The organism is Colwellia sp. MB3u-41, assembly GCF_014076845.1.
Lineage (GTDB): Bacteria > Pseudomonadota > Gammaproteobacteria > Enterobacterales > Alteromonadaceae > Colwellia_A.
In genome coordinates this window covers 1-21844 of the sequence record NZ_JACGUT010000048.1, presented here as the reverse complement: position 1 = coordinate 21844, position 21844 = coordinate 1, and the positions used below count along the sequence as shown (strand labels likewise).

Here is a 21844-nt window from a genome sequence, read left to right as displayed (position 1 = left end):
TGAAAATTGGCTATTTTACGTCTATTAATCAACCGTTTTCACGTATTTCAGAATTCAAGACAAGCGTCTCGGGCTGTTGTGCAAACCAGTTTTGCTTATGATGATGAACGGCTTCTATTCAAACCAATCTACCTGAGGCGGTGCTCGACTTTGTGGGGCAATAATTCGACGACTTCGTCATTGTTTGTATTCAGGTGACTGAATATCTTTTGGATCACCAATGAATGTTCATTAAACACTTCCCAGTATCTAACTCCTGCGGGGCAGCATTCGCTGTGCAAATCGGCTTATTTGCCGATTTGTCAATGCTCGCAATAACCTCCCATCACCGCATTTCTCACAGGTTTCTCTGGTTCATGACGTTCATACTTTACCATCCCCTCTGTTCTGGCATCGCTGAATAACTGCGCAATTTACCGGTGACTATCTTGATTGGCGCGATCCGCTGGCCTTTGAGAAATTTTCTAAAGAATCGATTCGCCGCTTTTTTGTCTCTACATTTCTGAACCAGAATGTCAATTTCTTAAATTGCTGCCTATAATAAACTTATTGTGTTGACTAAGGATAGGTGGCTTATTGAGCCATAGCATAGTAAGAGCATTACTTGGAGGTATTTTATACGCGCCGTGTGGGGTATAGGCTTCAGTTCCTTTAATTTGAAATTGACACTGGCTAATATGCCTTTCGTATCCTCAAGTAATACTCTGGAGGGCTAATGTATCCATTAGCGTATTGAGTAGTCTATGAGGTATTTAAAATGAAATATATACAGCTGATGTTAATTATTTTTAGTGCTAATTGTTTTGCACAAAGTACACCGTCTGAAATGGCTGAAATGAGCCTCCAGGAGCTTTTTTTTGAAAATATTTATGAGGTCGGTGCGACTTCACCATGGACATTGGCCGCTCAATTCAAAGCCGTGGGATTTCAAGGCTATCTTGATGGTACCCGACCGGTAGGCAATGACGAGGTGCTATGGGATGGACCGATGGGTGTTGAACCGCGAACGGCTCAAAACTTCCCCGTTGTACCCACTGTCATCACTCAAAATGCCACTGTTTTATCACTGGGTTATAAGTTAAGTTCTCAATGGCAGGGGAGTATATCGGTCCCCTATATTAATCAAGAAACTGACCACATCAGCAGTGTTCCCGGCTACAGTAATTTCAAAATTAAAACCAGCGGAATAGGGGATGTTGCGGCTGTAGCGCTCTACCGCTGGTACAGTTCCAATGAGGGAGTTTGGGGATTTTCGTTTGGCGTGTCCCTGCCAACCGGTTCTATCGATGAGGAGGGAGATACGCCACGCCCGACCGAGGATGATAAGGAGCCGCTTCCATATACCATGCAACTGGGCTCAGGCACCTATGATTTCCCGTTTGCAATAAATTATCAATATGGTGGTGCACATGACATCAGCGTCGGTCTGTCGGCTAGAATACGGACCGGCACGAATGATAGGGACTATCGTCTGGGTAACAATTATAGTCTGAATGGCCGTTATCAATTTGACCTATCTCCAAGACTCCAACCCTTTATCGGGGCGGACTTTGAGTACAGCGAAAAAATTCATGGGCAGGATGATTCTCTAATAATGCTTGGACTGCCTGTTTCTCCTTATCCTGCCTCAATCACAAACCCAAAACTTTTTGGCGGCAAAACAATTCATCTTAAGCTTGGCCTTTTATGGCGTCTGGCCAAGGACTATCGACTCACAGTAGAAATTGGCGCGCCTCTTTATAAAAAACTCAATGGGCCACAGCCAAAAGAGAATTGGCAAATGACTATTAATATTTCAAGCGTACTGTGATGTTATTAGCTGTGTTGAACCTATTTAGCCAACCTTTGAAAGCGCTATTCAGACAGCTCTTCGTAGGCATATTCTGCCTTTTATTATGTTTTTCAATCAACGCCGAGGATTCCTTAAGTAAGGAAGATAAATTAAAAATGGCCTATATATGGCACTTCATCAGTTTTATTAATTGGCGAGAATTAGAGTCGGTCAAGCGGCCTTATGAAATACGAGTTTGTATAGACGGACCGAATAATTTTTTGGCATTTTTTCGCCAAGTAGTTGGAAGCAGGCAAGCTGGAGACTTGGAACGGTCAATCGTAGTATTGCAACTCAATACCGCAAGAAAATGTGAGTTAATTTACGTTAGGTATGCGAACAAAAAAACAGCATTGAAGCTTATTGATGCCCAGAGTCTGAGTGGCAGTACTGTCATCGTAGCCGATACATCCAGTATTTATTTTCCCGATGCATCCATAATTTTTTACATAGAAAATAAAAAACTACGCTTTGAAGTTAATCTAAAGAAAATCGATTCTTTGAATGTTGATATTAGCTCGGAATTATTAAAGCTGGCAAGGATCAAGTGATGAGTCCTCCGAAAAAAAATAGGATTGGATTTTTTTATAGACGACTTATCGCTGTGCTTGCAATTAATGTTCTCCCGCTTCTCGTCCTTTCTGGACTGTTATACTCATATATTATGAGTGATTACAAAAGTAATTTAATAGCGTTGATGAACAACCAGATCATGTTATTGGCAACAACTAGCGAGTCCGCATTATTGTTTGATGATGCTGAAGCTGGGGAAAGAGTGCTATCAACACTCGAGCTGAATGAAACTATCCAGTACACACAAATTTATAATGCCGACAATCAATTATTTGCTCAATATAGACATCCTGAAATGATTAATGACACGGTTATTGAGCATTTTGATAAGGCTGTAGAGTTCAAAAATAATAATATTTATCTAAACTATAAAATAATGAAGAACGGAGAATATCTCGGTCTTATTGTGATGTCTGCAAGCACAGAGGGTTTAGCTGCTCAAAAAGACCATCTCCTCCTGATCTCAGTTTTGACTCTTTTAGGTAGTTTTATATTGGCCTCTTTACTGAACTGGACACTGCAAAAAAGACTGAACACCCCGATCAGAGACTTGATTAGTTTGGTCCACTATGTCACAAAGCATAAAAGATACCATAAGCGACTTGCTACAGATCAAAACAACGAATTCGGCGACATCATAGCATGGGTTAATACCATGCTAAACACCATGGAACTCCATGAGAACGAACGCAAAGCCTCCTCAGCCAAAATCATTCAAGCATCAAAATTAGCTACACTCGGTGAAATGGCGACATCAGTCGCGCATGAACTAAACCAACCACTAAACATCATTCGCATGGCTGCTGAGAATTGCCGCCGCAAAGTTTCTACCGGCACCGCTGACACCGAATACCTATACGGTAAACTGAGCCGCATTGAGCAGCAGACTGCTCGAGCAGCTGCAATCATCGATCACATGCGGATGTTCGGGCGCAAGGCAGAGGAAGACCCAGCGCCAGTTGATCCTCGAAAGGTGGTAACGAATTCGCTTAACCTCATGGGAGAGCAATTGAGGTTGGCTGGAATTAAGCTGGTGACCGAGCTTGCCGAAGACTGTCCCTTTGTTTTGGGTCATACTATTCAGTTGGAACAAGTGCTCTTGAACCTTCTCACTAATGCCAGAGATGCCATTGTTCAAAGAGAGGGCGAGGCGAAGATTACATTACGGGTATTTTTCGACGATGAAGGTGTCCATATTTGCACTGAGGATACCGGCGGGGGTATTCCCGAAGAGATTCTGCCGCGCATCTTCGAGCCATTCTTCACAACAAAAGAGATGGGCAAGGGTACGGGCTTAGGACTGTCTGTAGGTTATGGGATTATTCGTGATATGAACGGCACCATTGTCGTTGAAAACATCGATAATGGTGCCCGCTTTAAGATCCTTCTGCCGGGTGTTCGGAGTATAAGTAAAATAAAACCTCATTTTTCATAAAATCAAAATACAGGATGCCTCATACTTTCCATATTGACATCTATTTTATATTTTTAAAGGAGTGAAAGTCGGCTATTTTCGTCTATTAATCGTAAGCCCCTTATAAACCGCATTATTCCCCCATCAATAACATTCACTTATGATCACTTTAATTATTTAAAGAGATCATCATGCGACGAACACCACAGCAATGGCTTACACTTTTTGAAACCCAAAGGGAAAGCCATTTATCAATAAAACAATTTTGCCTTGAGCAAGGTATACCGACCTCTAGCTTTTACAAACAAAAAGCAGTGGCAACACCTGTAACATCAATAGCTGCAAGAGAGGCAACAGTCATGACATCACCTTGTTCTCAAGTTCACTTGGCCGAGCCTGTGCTGAAAAATACCAACCCCCTACGTGATATTAAACTAAACATCGGTAACATTGAGCTGACACTCGACAGTCAAACTGAGGTGAATTGGCTCGTCAATTTAATGGGGCAACTCGCATGAAGATGTTTATTCAGCCTTCTGCCGTTTATTTACGTCGTGATCCCGTTGATTTTAGAAAACAAATTGATGGCCTTGCCGCCATTGTTGAATTAACGATGAAGGAGTCATTAGGCTCGGGCGCTCTATTTGTTTTCTGCTCGAAACAACGCAATAAATTGAAGCTACTTTACTGGGATAAAACGGGGTTTTGTTTGTGGTACAAATGCCTTGAAAAAGATAAGTTCAAGTGGCCTAAAAAACATGATTTAGCGACGATTAACATTGATGAAGAACAGTTGCATTGGTTGCTGCGAGGCGTTGATATTAAGTGCGATAAAACCCCATAAAAACATCGAGCTTGACTCGGCTTTCCAGGTGTTTTTTATAATATTTCCATTCAAATAAACCGCTTACGTTCAATAACGAGCAATTAACTCAGCGTATTTTATCGCTAGAAGCTCAGTTGTCTGAGCAGAAAAGTGTGCTTGATGATAATGAAAAATCACTCTTAAAAAAAGACGCTCAACTTAACAAAAAAGACGCCCAGCTTACTAAGAAATCAGATAAAATCGCCACCTTAGAAGAATACATTCGTTACATGACTCAGCAACGTTTTGGTGCGTCGAATGAAAAGTGGTCTCCCGACCAACTAGGTTTATTCGACGAAGCTGAAATATTAAGTGATGAAGATGACGCACAAGAAAGTACAACGCTTGTGCCTGCTCACCAGCGTAAAAAGAAACGCCTATCAATCCCTGATGATTTGCCCGTTACCGATATTATTCATGACTTAGCGGAAGATGAAAAGTTTTGTCCGCATGATAATCAAGTGCTAAGACATTTTGGTGATGAATGCCATAAGCAGCTCGATTATACCCCTGCTAAGGTAACCGTTTTAAACCACGTACGCCGTAAATATAGGTGTCCGTGTTGTAATGATTATTTTGTTACCGCTAAAAAGCCCGCGCAACCGATTGAAAAATCTATTGCCAGTCCAGGATTATTATCGCAAATCGCCACGCATAAATATTGTGACGGCTTACCACTTTATCGTCAAAGCAACCTCATTTTTAAACGCCTAGGCGTCGAGCTAGACTCAACCAGTATGGCGAACTGGATGATTAAGTGTGGCCAATTAGTGCAACCCCTGATTAATTTAGGACTTGATGTATTAAGGGCGCAAGACGTGCTTTTCATGGATGAAACCGTGACTCAAGTACTCAAAGAAGAAGAGCGTCGCGCGAGCCAACAAAGTCGCATGTGGATAATGACCAATAATACCGAGCAGCGGATGGTCTTGTTTCATTACAGCCCCACCAGAGAAACCAGCGTAGCTGCACTGATGTTAGGTGACTTTAGTGGTACGTTAATGACAGATGGTTATGCCGTTTACGACGCGGTTGCTAAAACCAATGGCTTAACGCATTTAGGTTGTTGGGCACATGCTAGGCGTTATTTTAAGGAAGCGAGTGATGCACAACCTAAAGGTACCTCGGGGAAACCTGAGGAAGCGCTGTCTTACATTCAAAAACTCTTTCGTATTGAAGCAGGAATAAAAGCAGTCACAACCGATGAAAAATATGCCGTTCGGCAAAAAGAAAGCGTCCCTATATTAGCGGCGTTAAAGAAGTAGCTCGATAAATCGTTAAAGCATCCGGTAAAATCAGCGAAGTTAACCAAGGCACTCACCTATTTAAGCAATCAGTGGTACAAACTGAGCCAGTATACGGAGAATGGCGCGTGGCCGATGGATAATAATCATGCTAAAAATTGCATTAGGCCTTTTGTGGTAGGTCGAAAAAACTGGCTATTCTCTGTGAGCGTAGAGGGAGTCAAGGCGAGTGCTAATTTATACAGCTTGGTGGAAAGCGCAAAAGCGAACAACCTAGAGCCGTCAGCTTATTTAAAAACCGTCTTCACGTTATTTCCTCAGGCAAAAACCGTAGAAGAGGTTGAAGCATTACTACCTTGGAATATCAATAAGGCGGTTGGTTAGGGGCTTACAATGTACTCGTTCAGATTACGCATAAACCAGCTGATGTCGTATAAGCGTTGCCGATATCGCTCAACGGTTTCATCAAAGGTGATTAACTCTCCCGGACTAAGTATCTCGCCCTTGAGGTATTTATGAGTGAGCAATGTGCCTTTGTGTAACTGATGGTAACGGCTTAACACCGTTTTGATATCCCAGCTGTCAGCTAGCGCTTTATCCACATACACCACCACATGCGTATGGTTACTCATCACCGCATAGGCACAGATATCAATGGCAAAAAACGTGGCTAAGAACAGCAATCGCTCTTCTACCCGACCACGGCGGTGCTCGTAACTTTGGCCAGAATACTTATCCACACCGCACAGGAAGGAACGGCGAACACAACGAGAAACACAATGATAATAAGGAGTATCAATTAAACTGACTTGGCTTTTTCGAGGCTGGGGCATAAGCCATCTACCTGATTAGAAATGAAACACCCTATAAGCGTAGTTCAATTGAAAAATAGCACTCAGTTTTACAATGGGTGTCTTTCGTTGCAGCCTCTGCGGTCATCTTCAGTACCTTACTTGCCGCGCTCGCGCTCACCAACTAGAAAGTCGTTTCGTCTGGGTACGCTTAGTTGCTCATGAATACGTCTATGTCGACCCCTGCACAGGACTTAATATCTTCCCATACCGGCTCGCCAAATTGCGTGCAGACCATATCTTCCACTGCTTTATTAACCATTCCGTACATAATATATCCTCTTATCTTTAAGACCTGATAAATGTTTTACCCTGTTTTCAATCAGCAAGACCTTTATAAATTGCATCGAACTGTTCAGAATTATTACGTAAAATGTCCAACATTTGTGGGTCAAAATGCGACGGATCAGTTCGACCGTCACCATCAAGCATGATTGACAACGCTTTTTCTTGATCAAACTCCGGTTTGTAAGGACGTTTTGACCTAAGCGCGTCATAAACGTCAACCACAGCGACAATACGAGCTTCAATGGGGATTTCTGTTCCTTTGAGACCTCTAGGGTAACCTCCTCCATTCCAACGTTCATGATGATTTTTTGCAATCGTTGCTGCCATTTTCATGACTGAATGTTCTGCATGAGACAAAATATTATAACCATTTTGTGAATGCTCTTTCATAATTGCGACTTCATCAGCGTCGAGTTTTCCGGGTTTCAATAAAATAATTTCGGGCGTGCCGATCTTGCCTATGTCATGCAGTGGGGCGGCTAACAACATCATATGTTGACGCTCTTCTGACCAGCCAAGTTGTTGAGCCATAAATTTGGAATACTCACCAATTCGCTTTATATGATAACCCGTTTCAGGATCTTTGAATTCGGCTGCCACAGCAAGGCATGTCAACGCTTCGTCATACGCATCTTCAACATCCTTTAGAAGGTTGCGAACCTTAATCGTTTTTGCATGTACATCAGCTTCAAGACTAGCTTGGTAATACTCTTTTGTGCGCCTCAAAATGACCAGTTCTTCTGCTCGACGGACGACATGGCAAAGGTGTTCAATATCAATCGGTTTTTCAATAAAATCCAAAACACCCAATTTCAATGCAGAAATAGCTTCTGCTGACCCACCGTGTCCCGTCATAATGATAAACTCCACATTACGATTTTTGCAGTTTTCTTCTTTAGCCTCGCGGATCATTTGAATACCGTCCTTCCCCGGCATTTGAATATCTGTAAGGACAATAGCAATCTCATTATCACTTCGAAGAATATTGAGCGCTTCTTCTCCATTGGCTGCTTCACAACATTCATATCCTTCCGCGCTGATCGTTTCGAGTAGTTCTTCACGAATATATGCTTCGTCGTCGACTATTAAAATTTTTGTTATCAAGGTGAATTTTCCTTAGATTTAATTTTCAAGCCTTAATTTAATAGTATCTATCAGTTCATCAATATCTAATGGTTTACGTATAAAAGCAAAACCTTGCTTTATGACACTATCTTCAACGTCAGAGCTGCCATGCCCAGACATGACTATAAAACAAAGCTTGTTATTAAACTCTTCCTTTAGAATGTCGACTAGATCTAACCCCGACTGTCCAGGCATTCTCAAGTCTGTTAATATTAGGGCAATATCAGGATTGTCACGCACTATTTTTAGTGCATCCGATACATTGCTTGCAGTTAGAGAATCATAGCCTTCAAATTCCAATGCTTCTGAGGCCTCTTCAAGTATGAAGGGTTCATCATCCACAATTAACATTTTTATTCTTTTCATTTAAATCCCCATCAGATCTATTTTTTGAATGATGTTATTTGTTGTCGGAAGTGTGATAGAAAATTTTGCGCCATCAGTAATATTTTCCGCAATGATAGCGCCGCCCATTTCCAATATAATTCCGTAGCTCACAGATAAGCCTAAGCCGGTTCCTTTGCCCATTTCCTTTGTTGTAAAAAAAGGTTCAAAAATTCGAGAAAGTATATGTTCAGGAATTCCGCCACCAGTATCTTGAGAAGAAATGGTAATTATCTCATCCTTTTCAGTAATACTAAGCGTGATCCTTGAACCCGATATATTGTCTTTCATCGCATCTCTTGCATTGGCCAAAAGATTCAGAATAACTTGCTCCATCTGTATAGTATGTCCCATCACTTTGCTGCATTTTTCAGGGAAATTAGTGACTACTTGAATACCCGCTAGTTTGAGTTGTGCTCCCAGTAAATCGAGGGCATTAGAAACAACCTCGCGAGGATCCACCATTTCTGATTTTTCCTCGGCCTTACGACCGAACATTCTCATATGATCAATAATTGCAGCTGCGCGAGACGTTTGCCCTTCAATACGCACTAATTTTTCAAGTATATACTCAGTGTCTTTGTTACTTTTCTGGCTTTTAATTCTTCGACGACTATTACCTGCAGCCATTCGTATCACATTAAGAGGTTGATTTAACTCATGAGCAACAGAGGTTGCCATTTCGCCAAGCGTGGCCAGTTTTGAAGCCTGAACTACCTGAGCCTGTGATTTCTTAGCTTCTGTAATATCTTGTCCTACGCCCACGACCCCAATAATTTGGCCATAGGCATCCCGGCGTGAAGTGGAGTTCAACAGCACATCCACCCGATCGCCCGTTTTGGTATACAGCGGGAATTCATAGTTAGCCGACTCTTCACCTTGCAGAGCCTTATCTAGTACCTCTTTAACCGAGGCCTTGTAATCATCGGTGATAAACCCCGCCACCAGATCTTTTCCCATGACATCAATCTTAGCAAAGCCGGTGATTTGCTCGGCGCGCTGGTTCCATTCGTTCACCAGACCCGCGGCATCAATCCCAAAAATAGGGGCATTGGCCGTATCGATTAACTGGGTTAAATCATTGGCGACACTTTCCTGCTCAAGGCGGATCTTATTGAGCTCGGTGATATCTTGTCCAACCCCCACAACCCCCATAATATGACCGGCGGCATCCCGGCGTGAAGTGGAGTTCAACAGCACATCCACCCGATCGCCTGTTTTGGTATACAGCGGAAATTCATAATTAGCGGACTCTTCACCTTGCAGGGCTTTATCCAATATCCCTTTAACCGAGGCCTTGTAATCATCGGTGATAAACCCGGCCACCAGATCTTTGCCCATGACATCAATCTTAGCAAAGCCAGTGAGTTGCTCGGCGCGCTGGTTCCATTCGTTCACCAGACCTGCGGCATCAATCCCAAAAATAGGGGCATTGGCCGTATCGATTAACTGGGTTAAATCATGGGCGACACTTTCTTGCTCCTTACGGATCTTATTGAGCTCGGTGATATCTTGTCCAACCCCCACAACCCCCACAATATGACCTGCGGCATCTCGGCGTGAAGTTGAGTTCAACAGCACATCCACCCGGTCGCCCGTTTTGGTAAACAACGGAAATTCATAGTTAGCCGACTCTTCACCTTGCAGGGCTTTATCCAATATCCCTTTAACCGAGGCCTTGTAATCATCGGTGATAAACCCGGCCACCAGATCTTTTCCCATGACATCAATCTTAGCAAAGCCAGTGAGTTGCTCGGCGCGCTGGTTCCATTCGTTCACCAGACCCGCGGCATCAATCCCAAAAATAGGGGCATTGGCCGTATCGATTAACTGCCTCAATTCAGTGGCATTTTTGCTGATCTCCAGTTGTGCCTGTTCACGCTCAGCGACCATCGACAAATCCTTTAACATACCAATAACGATATCTCTTCCGTGATATTTTATCTGCCTAATAGAAATTTCAATTGGAAACTCTTTGCTATTTTTGTGTTTCGCTCGCAGCTCAACCCGCTTTTTTCCTAAAGCTTGATATTGCTCAATGTTAGAAAAAATAGAAAAACCAACAACTAGATCTTTGGAAGTGTAATTATGCACAATGAGTTCAACCGATTGACCAATCAATTCTTGCTCTGTATATCCAAATAACTTAATAAGTGAATGGTTTACTGAACTAATTCGCCCGGACATATCAGTCGAGACAATCGCATCATCGACATTGTTGAAAATCTCATTCAGATAAAATTCATTGTTGCTTAGTTCAAGTAAAAGTTTGTTTGCGTGCATTCTTTGTTTTTGCTGCACTATCAAGTATTTCGTCGTTACAAACGTCAATATCAAAGAAAAGAATAAAACGATCAGGGCCTCAATATTACCTAAGTAATCCATTATATTATTGGACACACATTGATATAGCGTCCACTCTTGATTGGCCAATAACAAAGGCTTTAATAGACACAGTCCATTCTGTGCTTCTTTTGCTTCCTCTAAATTTTGGTAGGGTGACATGAGTGGATAAAGAATTTTTTGACCAACTGCTGCATTATTGTCAAAAACAAATATTTTTGATTGAAGATGATTATTGCCTGATAAGATTTGAGTCTTAAAGAGGTCTTGTAGTTTCAAGACCCCGAGACTGTAGCCTTTGAGTAACGCTCTTTTTTCAGCTAACGACTCTGGTACCAAACCATTCGAATAGATTGCCTTTACTACCAAAAGACCAGCATCATGCTGCTGAGTTTGAACGAGTTCGACGATACCACTAGCGATAAAAGCACCTGTATCGCGCGCCTCTTGTATTGCTTGAAGTCTTTGCGGATGGGTTGACAGATCAAAACCTAAAAGTGTCTCATTACCTTTAAGCGGTTCAACAAAATAAACGGGATAGTATACATCGCGTTCACTCGCTGCAACCAGCTCACCTTGGAGATTCTCTTCTGTAAAAGTGAAATTAGTGACTCGATCTTTTTGAGCCGCACTTTCAAAACTGGCGCGCTCTGAATGCTTAACTTTGGGTATCCATTCAAGGGCTAAAACATTAGGAGAATCAATTAACTCAATGGATGCAAATATAGAGAATTCTTTTCTGCTGACCTCGTTAGATGCTGCAAAAAGTGCCGAGATCGCATTAATTGATTTTACTGCATTGTTAAACTTTTCTTGTATCGCGTTTAATTGACGTTCAGTGACTTGAGCTAGAGTAATTTCTTGTTTTTGAAACGCTAAGCTATTGACAAAAATAAACAAAGCAAACGAAATGAACACGCCCATAATTGTAATAAATACAATTATATTACTCTGTTTCTTCATCACATCAGCATCATTTATCATGAATTGTCCTCTATCATATCTATCTATAGAATCCATTCTCACGTGCTTGACTTATAAAATAATATATCCACATATTTTGGCCTGACACTATAGTCGCATTAAAACATTTTAATTATAGATCAGCAATCTCAGGTTTGCTCAAATAGTTGTTAGGTTTAGAAAGACTAAGAGAGCCCCATATTTCACCGCTTATTAATAATTAGTTCAGCCGCTGACAGTGATCGTAAGACTCTATTAAGGGAAGTCTAATAGTAAAACAAGCGCCATCAGTTGTATTTGACGCAGTAATAGTCCCATTCATTTCATGCACGATACCATAGCTTGCCGATAAACCTAGCCCAGTGCCCTTACCCACCTCTTTGGTCGTGTAAAACGGCTCAAAGATCCGGTTTATCAATTCTAGTGGAATACCGTGGCCGTTATCCTGAATGCTGATTTCTGCGTGTTTATCCTTAAAAGCTATTGACAGTCGAATCCATTTAGAACCGATGTTATTTAATACGGCATCACGACTGTTAGTCAAAAGATTGATAATCACCTGCTCCATCTGGATACCATGACCTTGTACCTTGCCACATCCACTAAAGTCTTCGCACGCAGTAGTAACATCAATTTCATCTATTTTGAGTTGCTCTCCTACCAACTCCAGAGCGTTATCAATTATCTCACTAGGATTGAACTGTCCAGCTGGCCCCGTTACTTTCTTACCAAACATCCGCATATGATCGATAATTGCGGCCGCACGTGTTGTTTGTTCATCAATACGAGCAAGCTTAACTTCTATGTATGCTTTTTCTATCGGTTCATGGGTGATTTTTCGCCGTATATTCCCTGCAGCCATACGAATAACATTCAGAGGTTGATTTAACTCATGTGCAGCACTGGTTGCCATTTCTCCTAAAGTTGCTAGTTTGGATGATTGAATGACCTGTTCCTGAACATTTTTCAACTCAGAAATATCTTGGCTTATAACGATCACGCCGATAACTCGCCCCTCAATATCACGCCGAGTGGTTGTGTTTAACAATACGTCTGCTCGGTTACCCGTTTTGGTAAACAGTGGAAATTCGAAGTTAGCTGTCTGCTCGCCCCGCAACGCTTTGTCCAAAACAATCTTTACTGATAACTTAAAATCATCAGTAATAAAATTGCTGACAAAATCATTGCCAATAACATTGGCTTTGTTGAAACCAGTGAGCCGCTCCGTAGTCTGATTCCAAATATTGACTATGCCCTTCTCGTCGATGCCAAAAATAGGCACGTTAGCTGTGTCGATTAGTTGTTCTAATTCTCGAGCAGCAAGGGAAGAATGAGCTATTGCAGTATCAATAGTCTCAAGCATTTGATTGAACTGTTCGTTTATCAAGTCAATTTCTTGATAGCCCCAATACAACCAATTTTTGGAATTACTCTGTACATCAAAGTGATGTTCATTTAAATTTTTATTATTATCGATATTCAACGTTTTTATGCTGGTAGCTAACGCTTTTAATGGGGCCATCAACCCCCTGGCCACTCGACTGACAGACAATAACGCAATAAAAACAACACTTAACATGATTATCATATTGTCTCGATAGGTTTTCTGTACGTTAGCAACATATTCTTTTATAGGTTCGACAACCGCTACCGCCCAGCCAGTGTGTTTATCGAGTTCGACCCAGTTTGACTCACTCCAAACCTGCATTGCAGAAAGCTTGTTTTTTTCAGCTGCTATTAGATTTTCACCATCAGAAAGCGAAATGAACGTTTCAGAAAAGCGGTCAGGATTATTTGCGCTTATTAGTTGCCCTAGGGCATCAATTAGTAACATTGATCGTTTTCCCTCATAAGACATTTTTTTTAAATATTCTTGTACCATAGTCATACTAGATTCATAGTGTATGAACTGATCACCTACTCGGTAAAGAAAAAACATACTACCCGTTGGCGAATCTTTGCCTCCCGCAAATAGGACTAGTTCGCCCCCCACTGCCAACTGAATCAATTGTTGAATGTCATCGGGAACAGAACCGCTCCCGTAGATAATATGAGCATCAGTGTCAAGTATCTGTATATTGATCATATTCGGCAGAAGGCTTGACAACACTTTAATTCCCCCTTCCCAATCTTTAATTAAGACCGCCTTGCCAACATACGTTTGTATCACGCTATTAATTGATATAGCTTGACGTTCAAATATAAATTGCAGACCGGACGACAAATCTAAAGCCTCACCTTTAACTCGGCTTGCAATCATCTTTTTTGTACGATCTTGCTCTTGGTTGGCTATTATACCGGTGACTATCACTGCCGGAGTCAAAATAAATAATGCCAGAAGAATGCTTAACGTTTGCTCTATATTTACAGTGGAGTGTAATAAAGCACTTTCCCCTTTAAACCGCGAGTTAAGACGAAAGGTATACAACAACAAATATGCGACAGCAGCGTTAAGCAATCCGTTAATTGCCTGTTTAAAAGCGATTAATTCGGTCGCTACCCTTTCTAAACCGATGAATTCGCCATAGAACAAAAAGACCATCGGCATCCCCAAGAACAACCAGAATGTTAGATCAGCAATAATGATATTATATTTTCTGAGCCCATGAATACTGAAGCCAATCCATAAAGCCTCAGCAATAAAAATATATAAGGCGTAACTGTGACCCCATATAACAATGGTGTAGTAACTTACCAGTGCCGCAACTACGCAGCCCCACAGCACCCCTGCAAGTCTTACAGCAATAATCGTTGCGATGCTTCCGAAAATTAAATCAACGCTAAAAAAAAGTTCGTAATACAAGACATTGCCTAACAAGCCAAACAGCGACAACAGCCCGAGGATAAAGATCTGTCTTACACTCAACTTTCGGTGAAAAAGTCTAAATAAACTAAAGACCTGTTCTACCCAACCTGAATTTTTTTCAACAGCCATATATACCCCCATACATATAACTCATTAATCAACATAGCACTTAGAATCAATGATACGAATAATTCACTGGATTTTATTTTTGGACTTATACATAGCCTATCTACTCACGTCATAATCTGCTTGGACTTTTGTTTATTACCTAGCAACATATAAGTGGCCCCCATCAATTTAACTGCGAGGGGTATAGGTGAAATAAACGTCTTTTTCGTAATATCTAAAATAGACTTTAGCTCAGATTTTAGATATTTGCCTTTTTTTCATTGCCATGAGTGATAGAAATTAGGTAGTTCTCGACACATATAAATTTTCGCAGTTACATAACATGTTCACAGTAAGATTTTTAACAGGAGAGCGATTAGAAGAGTTAATCGTATTAAAATGGACAGATATTAACTTTGACTAGGGTACATTTCACGTTCAACGTGTCTGATGCTGTGGGCAGAATAAGGAAACGAAAACTGAAGTTAATGATCAATTTAACCACACAAGCCATTGTCGCATTGAAAAATCAATTAAAGTCCTAAGAGCTACAAAGCCCTTTTATTTATCATAATCCTTATACACATGAGCTGTGGGCCAGTGAACATTTAACCTTTCGCTGTTCTGGGAAAGAAACGTTAGATGATGTTGCTTTCAAGTACCGTTACCCCTATCAAATGTGTCATACGTTTGTATCACATAGGATTTGCTTAGCAGCTTGGTCACAGCGACCTACACAGTCTGTATAAAAAAACACTAAAATCATTAAAGATCATGAACGCAAACAGAATCGACGTAGAATCATGCACTCAACAGAGTGAAAATCTAAGGGACATTACAAGTAATTTAGAATATAGAGAGGTGCATAACTTTATCATCAATACTTAAAAACTAATCAATAAATACGTTCAGGAGAGTGATATCTGCTTGTTCAAGCAAATAGTTACCAGATATAGCGGTTCTACGTGCAAGTGGCAAATATATAAGCGATATAGATCAGATAGTTACCTTTTAAACCAAAGGGCCAAAAAAACCTTGCAACCCATTGGTTTAAAAGAATAAATGTGGCGGTGAGCGAGAGATTCGAACTCTCGAAAGGGATAAACCTTTACACGCTTTCCAGGCGTGCGCCTTCAGCCACTCGGCCAGCTCACCAATTTGTTAATCAACACGCTAACATTTTTATTTAAAAATTAATGTATAAAGTAATTTTATCTATTAAGGACATTTATAGGACGAATGTATAAACGCTATACCATCATTTAATACTATAAAATATATTCTTATTAAGTCTTTAAACTTACACACAATGCGGACGTTGAAGTCATGCTATGTTAGGTAAATTTAATTGCCAACACAACTTAATTTTAATATAAAACGATCAACTGCTTACTTTATCGGCAAAAAATCTACTTGCGCGTTATTTTTCAGCTAAAGCTGCGTTAAACGTTAACATCCGATCTAGTGATTTTAAGGCACCCTCACGAAGTTTCATATCAACAAACACTTCTTTACCTATAGGATTAATTAATGCGTCTTCAATCTCTTTAAGACCATTCATCGCCATCCAAGGGCAATGAGCACAACTTTTACACGTTGCTCCCTCACCTGCGGTTGGCGCTTCGAAGAATTCTTTACCAGGACAAAGCTGTTGCATTTTATAAAATATGCCACGGTCTGTTGCCACAATAAATTTCATATTTGGCATATCTTGTGCGGCTTTAATTAACTGGCTGGTTGAACCAACAGCATCAGCAAGATCAATAATCTCTGCAGGAGACTCTGGGTGCACCAATATAGCCGCATCAGGATGCAAAGCCTTCATATCCTTTAACGCTTTACTTTTAAACTCGTCATGAACGATACAAGCGCCCTGCCACATTAACATATCAGCACTCGTTTGCTTTTGAATGTATGCGCCTAAATGTCGGTCAGGTCCCCAAAGAATTTTTTCACCTTGTTCGTCAAGATGTTCAATAATCTCTAACGCACAAGAAGAAGTGACGATCCAGTCTGCTCTTGCTTTTACAGCTGTAGAAGTATTTGCATAGACAACAACAGTACGGTCGGGGTTTTCATCACAAAAAGCAGAGAACTCTTCAATAGGACAGCCTAAATCTAAAGAACAGGTTGCTTCGAGTGTTGGCATAACCACTGTTTTTTCTGGCGTTAGTACTTTTGCGGTTTCACCCATAAAACGAACACCAGCGATAATTAGCGTTGTTGCTGGATGATTGTTACCAAAGCGCGCCATTTCTAGAGAGTCGGCGACACAGCCACCCGTTTCTTCAGCTAACGCCTGAATTTCAGGGTCGGTGTAATAATGCGCAATAAGTACCGCATTTTTTTCTTTTAATAAAAGTTTAATGCGATCTTTATATTGGCTTCGTTCATCGACTGAAAGTGGTGCTGGTTTGGCAGGAAATTGAAAATCAAATTCTACGGCTAAATTGCTTTGCGACATTATTTATCTCTGTTGATCTCTTTTAAAAACACAGTAATTATACGGTATAGATGAAAAGATGTGTATAAGACTTTTTGATATTAGTGAGTAAAAATAGTGATAAAAAAGAAATAAAATTAATAACGTTTAAAGCCTTGGCTTTAATATGAACTGACTATTGAAATATTTAAGAAGTGGTCGGCCGTGAAAGGTTTGAACCTTCGAGATAAACGGTTTAACGGTTAAAAGCCTTGGCTTTAATATGAACTGACTATCAAAATATTCAAGAAGTGGTCGTCCGTGAAGAATTTGAACCTTCGAGATAAACGGTTTAACGGTTAAAAGCCTTGGCTTTAATATGAACTGACTATCAAAATATTCAAGAAGTGGTCGGCCGTGAAGGATTTGAACCTTCGACAAATTGGTTAAAAGCCAACTGCTCTACCAACTGAGCTAACGGCCGACATATAGATTTTAATGTTGATGTTGGTCATCAACGAATGCACAATTAAATTGCATTATACTTATAATAAAAGAAAGTGGTCGTTAACAAAAGATATAAAGCTTCAAAATACACGGTTAAAAGCCTTTGCTTTAATATGATTGTATTATTTGAATATTATAAGAAGTGGTCGGCCGTGAAGGATTTGAACCTTCGACAAATTGGTTAAAAGCCAACTGCTCTACCAACTGAGCTAACGGCCGACATATAGATTTTAATGTTGATGTTGGTCATCAACGAATGCAAAATAAAATTACATTATACTTGTAATGAGAAAGAAATTGGTCGGCCGTGAAGGATTTGAACCTTCGACAAATTGGTTAAAAGCCAACTGCTCTACCAACTGAGCTAACGGCCGCCATAATTTCTTTTTCGAAATAAATTTCGATTCTTACAAGGTACTTCTTTTTCTTTATAAAAATTCATTATAAAGAAGTGGTCGGCCGTGAAGGATTTGAACCTTCGACAAATTGGTTAAAAGCCAACTGCTCTACCAACTGAGCTAACGGCCGACATAAGTGCTAATTCACACTGCGTTGCAGTAGTGCCTCAACGCGACGCATATAATACTCATTAATTTTTTTAGTGCAACCATAAATTCAACTTATTTCTTAATAACTGACTGTTTGCATAAAAAAAAAGCAGTTCGTGTAACTTGTCGTCGCTTTTATAGGTTATAAATTTTCTAACCTAGGTTTTGCAAGTTGTGCAGCACTTGATTCTGGGTATTGAGTGATTATTTTTTGATACCAAATTTTTGCTGCTGCGCTGTTATTTAGCTTTTGTTCAACCATTGCTAACTTTAACATTGCGTCACTTCGCTTATTTGAATCAATATATTGTTCAACCACTAAATTAAATTCATTTTTTGCTTGTAGATATTCAGTTTTATTAAATAATAACTGCCCCAACCAATAATGTGCATTAGGTGCGTAGCTAGAATTTGGGAAATTTTGGTTAAACGCTTGGAATTCAGGTATGGCTTTGTCGTATTGCTTATCTTTTAATACTAAATTTACAGCACGATCATAAGCTTGATTTTCAGTTAAATTAGTTGAGTAATTTATAGAAACATCTGAAATTGATGTTGCTGGGGCTGTAATCGCCGCAGGAACGTTATTTTCAAGTTTTAATGCTTCTGTTACCCTACGGTCAAGTTCTTGGTACAACTCTCGCTGTCGATTCAAAACTTGGCTTAACTGATGAGTATGTAGCTCGGTAACACCACGTAGTTCATTCACTTCATTTTGAAGTTCGTCAAGTTGACGTTGTACATTAACTTGGGCGCGATTACGAGCATCAAGTTTACGTTCAAGGTTAGTTAACTGCTCGGCAATAGTTTGTGGTGGCGCTGAGGCATATTGCAAAGGGTTATTATTATTTGAACCGGACTTGGTTATATCGATAACGGGAGCAGATTCTGCCGCTACTACCGCAAAGGTAGTAACAGCAAAGGACATCCCGAATAAAACTTTATTCAGTTTCATTTATATCCCTGATTAGTAAACTAATACCGCACGACGGTTTTTGGCGAATGCATTATCACTGCGATCTTTAATCATCGGCTTTTCTTCACCATAACTAACAACACTTAACTGCATAGATGAAACACCCATGTTTTCTAAGTAAGTCACTACGGCTTTCGCGCGACGCTCACCTAAGGCAATGTTGTATTCAGGTGTACCGCGTTCATCGGCATGACCTTCAACAAGTACCTTAGTGTTTGCGCTATTATTTAAAAATTTAGCATGTGCGTCTAGAATAGCCGAAAAATCGCGACTCACTGTAGAGGTATCAAAATCAAAATAAACAATGTGCTCTGCACGAAGTTTTTCTAATTCTTGACGTTGCTGTTCTTCAATTTCAGCAGCACGTTGTACCGCACTTACTTGAACATCAGCACTGGTAGTATTATCAGTTACTGAAGATTCTTGAGCATTAGTAGCGACGTTGCTTTGTTCATCAGTTTCTGAATTTGAACTACAAGCAGATAAAGCCAAAATTGGCAAAACAATCGCAAGAGCTTTCACAGTTTTATTCAAACGCATTATATTTGTCCTTATTATTCTAAAGTTATGTTTTAAATTAATGTTTAATTTTTTACAAAAATGGTGACCAAGCAGGTGCTTTAACTTCACCATCAACCGCGGGTAAACGCGCTTTAAATCTTCCATCTACAGAAACTAAACTAAGCACTTGCCTGTTATTGTGTAATGTACTGTAGATTATCATGCCACCATTAGGAGCAATACTCGGTGACTCATCTAAACGTGTTTTGGTCAGTACTTGAAAAATCCCTGACGTTAACTCCTGTTTTGCCAAATGATAATTTCCTCGCGTTCTATTCACCATAATTAACTGTCGACCGTCTGGTGTAATCGAACCGCCAAGGTTCATTTCACCATCAAATGTTAGTCGTTTTACTCGACCATCGACTAAATTTACGCGATAAAGCTGAGGTTTACCACCCCGTTCTGAACTAAATACCAAGGATTTTCCATCAGGACTCCAACTTGGCTCTGCGTCAATGGCACGGTGACGTGTGATCCGACGTAACTTTTTAGTTGCAATTTCCATTATATAGAGTTCAGAGTTGCCATCTTTTGATAACATCATCGCAATTTTTTTACCATCGGGTGACCAACGTGGCGCACTATTTATACCTTTAGAGTCACTAATCATCGTACGCATACCTGTATAAATATCTATAATATATATTTTTTGTTGGTTATTCTCAAATGTTGAATACGCTAATTGATTACCACTTGGGTGCCATGATGGCGACATTAAAGGTTCTTTAGAACTTAATAAAACATGTTCATTAACACCATCATAATCAGCCATAACCAATTGAAAAGGAAACTCCCCTTTATCTCGAACGATAACGTAAGCAATTTTTGTTAGGAATGCGCCTTTACTTCCTGTTAATTTTTCATAAATAACATTACTGATATGATGCCCGTAACGACGAAATTGATTTGCACTAATTTCGAATGCACCTTCGGCATAGACATGATCAGAGGTTTTAACTAATTCTCCATTACTTAGCATTTGTGATTGCCCACCCGTGATCTGTCCACGAATAACATCCACAAGTTGGTAACTAATTTTGTAACGACCAAGACCTATTTGATTTATATTCCCAACAACGACAGCTTCTACCCCCTCGTTCGCCCATGCGGAATAGTCAATCTCTTGATCTGAATAAGGGCTTTGAGGAAAACGATCACTTTTTATAGGGTTAAATTTACCACTACGTAATAAGTCTTCACTAATGATACTCGAAATATTTTCAGGAAGTGGCTCTGCACCTGTCCACTTAAAAGGCAAGACAGCGATAGGTCTGGCACTATCAATTCCCTCGGTGATCACAATTTCAAGCGTTGCAAATGCACTATTTGATATCAGTACGATAAAGAAAATGAATGCTACTTTAAATTTATTCATATATTTACTATTTTCTCAGTCATGGGTTGTTTTTATTAAATATAAGCCATTACGATTAAAATTCAGGTACTACAGTTAGACTAATCGTGCGCATCTTTTTAAAGACTTCTGGGTCTTTCGAAACAGGTAATGTCCCTGCTTTATAAATAGCTGTTTTTGAAGCACTACAAACTACCTTATCCCCCTTACCTATCACAACATTTGTCACAAAACCTGATGGTGCAAGACTTATGGTTAATTTACAAGACTTACCTTCCATAGTACTGCGGTCCGTCATTAAATTTCCTTGAATGGTTTGACGTATTAAGGCAGTAAATCGACCAACTTCTGTCATCGTTTGTTGATGACGTGCTTGTTGTCTAACCGCCATTTCTTCCGCCATTTGTTGCTCTATGATCTTTTGTCGTTGTGCTCGCTCTTTAACTTCTTGTTCTTTACGCTTGCGATCTGCCGCTTTTTTCTTACGTAAGTCTTCAGCTTTTTTTGCCGCTCTCTCTTCTTTCAAACGTTTAGCTTTTGCGTCGGCCGCGGCTTTCTCAGCCACTTTTTGTTCTTCTTCTTTTTTCTTGCGTATTTTTTCTGCTGCATTAGCTTTAGTAAGTGCTTGTTTTGCAGCCGAGTCTGCAGCCTTTTTCTCTAGCTCTTTTTTCTTTCTTT

17 protein-coding genes, 5 tRNA genes and 2 pseudogenes are annotated in these 21844 nt (G+C 40.2%); 7 read left to right on the top strand and 17 right to left on the bottom strand.

All coding sequences use genetic code 11. The annotated features are described in order from the left end of the window. Window positions 1–370: 370 nt before the first annotated feature. The gene (locus H4J73_RS04625; protein ID WP_259366644.1) at window positions 371–511 is read right to left on the bottom strand and encodes a transposase; all 141 of its coding nucleotides are present in this window, start codon (window positions 509–511) and stop codon (window positions 371–373) included. Between the two features lie 246 nt (window positions 512–757). On the opposite strand from H4J73_RS04625, the gene H4J73_RS04620 reads away from it, so the two are divergent. The 7 genes and pseudogenes from H4J73_RS04620 (at window position 758) to H4J73_RS20390 (ending at window position 6311) form a co-directional block, all read left to right on the top strand. Next, a complete protein-coding gene (locus tag H4J73_RS04620; protein WP_182178814.1) occupies window positions 758–1810 on the top strand; it encodes a hypothetical protein in 1053 nt (350 codons plus the stop codon). Between the two features lie 137 nt (window positions 1811–1947). Continuing rightward, entirely contained in the window at window positions 1948–2382 is a 435-nt protein-coding gene (locus H4J73_RS04615) for a YfiR family protein (protein WP_259366638.1), read from the top strand. Further along, a complete protein-coding gene (locus H4J73_RS04610) occupies window positions 2382–3839 on the top strand; it encodes an ATP-binding protein (RefSeq protein ID WP_182223392.1) in 1458 nt (485 codons plus the stop codon). Before H4J73_RS04615 ends, H4J73_RS04610 begins: the two co-directional genes overlap by 1 nt. A 170-nt stretch (window positions 3840–4009) precedes the next feature. Next, window positions 4010–4336 (top strand): IS66 family insertion sequence element accessory protein TnpA, encoded by a 327-nt coding sequence (gene tnpA, locus H4J73_RS04605; protein ID WP_182178810.1) that lies wholly within the window; start codon window positions 4010–4012, stop codon window positions 4334–4336. Continuing rightward, window positions 4333–4662, top strand: a complete 330-nt coding sequence (tnpB, locus tag H4J73_RS04600) for an IS66 family insertion sequence element accessory protein TnpB (RefSeq protein WP_182178808.1) — start codon at window positions 4333–4335, stop codon at window positions 4660–4662. The genes tnpA and tnpB overlap by 4 nt, the downstream gene beginning before the upstream one ends. A gap of 134 nt (window positions 4663–4796) precedes the next feature. Further along, window positions 4797–6140: pseudogene (gene tnpC / locus H4J73_RS04595) on the top strand (IS66 family transposase); the annotation flags it as partial. Further along, entirely contained in the window at window positions 6132–6311 is a 180-nt protein-coding gene (locus H4J73_RS20390; RefSeq protein ID WP_310649647.1) for a transposase domain-containing protein, read from the top strand. The pseudogene tnpC and the gene H4J73_RS20390, both read left to right, overlap by 9 nt. An 8-nt stretch (window positions 6312–6319) precedes the next feature. On the opposite strand, the pseudogene H4J73_RS04590 reads toward H4J73_RS20390, so the two are convergent. The 16 genes and pseudogenes from H4J73_RS04590 to tolA all read right to left on the bottom strand — a co-directional run. Further along, a pseudogene (locus H4J73_RS04590) lies at window positions 6320–6760 on the bottom strand (transposase); the annotation flags it as partial. Window positions 6761–6929: 169 nt separating this feature from the next. Next, a complete protein-coding gene (locus tag H4J73_RS04585) occupies window positions 6930–7040 on the bottom strand; it encodes a heme NO-binding domain-containing protein (protein WP_259366642.1) in 111 nt (36 codons plus the stop codon). 56 nt (window positions 7041–7096) lie between these two features. Then, entirely contained in the window at window positions 7097–8170 is a 1074-nt protein-coding gene (locus H4J73_RS04580; protein WP_182250269.1) for an HD domain-containing phosphohydrolase, read from the bottom strand. A gap of 18 nt (window positions 8171–8188) precedes the next feature. Continuing rightward, window positions 8189–8542, bottom strand: coding sequence for a response regulator (locus H4J73_RS04575; RefSeq protein WP_259366637.1), 354 nt, complete (start codon window positions 8540–8542; stop codon window positions 8189–8191). Between the two features lie 15 nt (window positions 8543–8557). Next, a complete protein-coding gene (locus H4J73_RS04570) occupies window positions 8558–11902 on the bottom strand; it encodes a PAS domain S-box protein (RefSeq protein ID WP_182188805.1) in 3345 nt (1114 codons plus the stop codon). Window positions 11903–12101: 199 nt separating this feature from the next. After that, a complete protein-coding gene (locus tag H4J73_RS04565; RefSeq protein ID WP_182178800.1) occupies window positions 12102–14816 on the bottom strand; it encodes an ATP-binding protein in 2715 nt (904 codons plus the stop codon). A gap of 1044 nt (window positions 14817–15860) precedes the next feature. Further along, window positions 15861–15950: transfer RNA gene (locus H4J73_RS04560), tRNA-Ser, on the bottom strand. Window positions 15951–16215: 265 nt separating this feature from the next. After that, on the bottom strand, window positions 16216–17259 hold the full coding sequence (gene nadA, locus H4J73_RS04555; protein WP_182178798.1) for a quinolinate synthase NadA: 1044 nt from the start codon (window positions 17257–17259) through the stop codon (window positions 16216–16218). A 366-nt stretch (window positions 17260–17625) separates the two neighbouring features. Continuing rightward, window positions 17626–17701: transfer RNA gene (locus tag H4J73_RS04550), tRNA-Lys, on the bottom strand. A gap of 166 nt (window positions 17702–17867) precedes the next feature. Then, window positions 17868–17943 (bottom strand) — tRNA-Lys (locus H4J73_RS04545). Between the two features lie 79 nt (window positions 17944–18022). Next, window positions 18023–18098, bottom strand: a tRNA-Lys gene (locus H4J73_RS04540). A gap of 78 nt (window positions 18099–18176) precedes the next feature. Continuing rightward, window positions 18177–18252, bottom strand: a tRNA-Lys gene (locus tag H4J73_RS04535). A gap of 162 nt (window positions 18253–18414) precedes the next feature. Continuing rightward, entirely contained in the window at window positions 18415–19227 is an 813-nt protein-coding gene (gene ybgF, locus H4J73_RS04530; RefSeq protein ID WP_182178796.1) for a tol-pal system protein YbgF, read from the bottom strand. A 12-nt stretch (window positions 19228–19239) separates the two neighbouring features. Further along, the gene (gene pal, locus H4J73_RS04525) at window positions 19240–19788 is read right to left on the bottom strand and encodes a peptidoglycan-associated lipoprotein Pal (protein WP_182178794.1); all 549 of its coding nucleotides are present in this window, start codon (window positions 19786–19788) and stop codon (window positions 19240–19242) included. Between the two features lie 52 nt (window positions 19789–19840). Next, window positions 19841–21187 carry a Tol-Pal system beta propeller repeat protein TolB gene (gene tolB, locus H4J73_RS04520; RefSeq protein ID WP_182178792.1) on the bottom strand — a complete coding sequence of 449 codons (1347 nt, stop codon included), beginning with the start codon at window positions 21185–21187 and terminating at the stop codon, window positions 19841–19843. 55 nt (window positions 21188–21242) lie between these two features. Then, window positions 21243–21844 (bottom strand): cell envelope integrity protein TolA (tolA, locus tag H4J73_RS04515; RefSeq protein ID WP_182250268.1); only part of this gene is annotated, 602 nt, incomplete at its 5' end.

Coding starts and splice junctions, on each gene's coding strand:
- H4J73_RS04620 (WP_182178814.1), top strand. CDS start 758: ATGAAATATATACAGCTGATGTTAATTATTTTTAGTGCTAATTGTTTT.
- H4J73_RS04615 (WP_259366638.1), top strand. CDS start 1,948: ATGGCCTATATATGGCACTTCATCAGTTTTATTAATTGGCGAGAATTA.
- H4J73_RS04610 (WP_182223392.1), top strand. CDS start 2,382: ATGAGTCCTCCGAAAAAAAATAGGATTGGATTTTTTTATAGACGACTT.
- tnpA (WP_182178810.1), top strand. CDS start 4,010: ATGCGACGAACACCACAGCAATGGCTTACACTTTTTGAAACCCAAAGG.
- tnpB (WP_182178808.1), top strand. CDS start 4,333: ATGAAGATGTTTATTCAGCCTTCTGCCGTTTATTTACGTCGTGATCCC.
- H4J73_RS04585 (WP_259366642.1), bottom strand. CDS start 7,040: ATGGTTAATAAAGCAGTGGAAGATATGGTCTGCACGCAATTTGGCGAG.
- H4J73_RS04575 (WP_259366637.1), bottom strand. CDS start 8,542: ATGTTAATTGTGGATGATGAACCCTTCATACTTGAAGAGGCCTCAGAA.
- H4J73_RS04570 (WP_182188805.1), bottom strand. CDS start 11,902: ATGATAAATGATGCTGATGTGATGAAGAAACAGAGTAATATAATTGTA.
- H4J73_RS04565 (WP_182178800.1), bottom strand. CDS start 14,816: ATGGCTGTTGAAAAAAATTCAGGTTGGGTAGAACAGGTCTTTAGTTTA.
- nadA (WP_182178798.1), bottom strand. CDS start 17,259: ATGTCGCAAAGCAATTTAGCCGTAGAATTTGATTTTCAATTTCCTGCC.
- ybgF (WP_182178796.1), bottom strand. CDS start 19,227: ATGAAACTGAATAAAGTTTTATTCGGGATGTCCTTTGCTGTTACTACC.
- pal (WP_182178794.1), bottom strand. CDS start 19,788: ATGCGTTTGAATAAAACTGTGAAAGCTCTTGCGATTGTTTTGCCAATT.
- tolB (WP_182178792.1), bottom strand. CDS start 21,187: ATGAATAAATTTAAAGTAGCATTCATTTTCTTTATCGTACTGATATCA.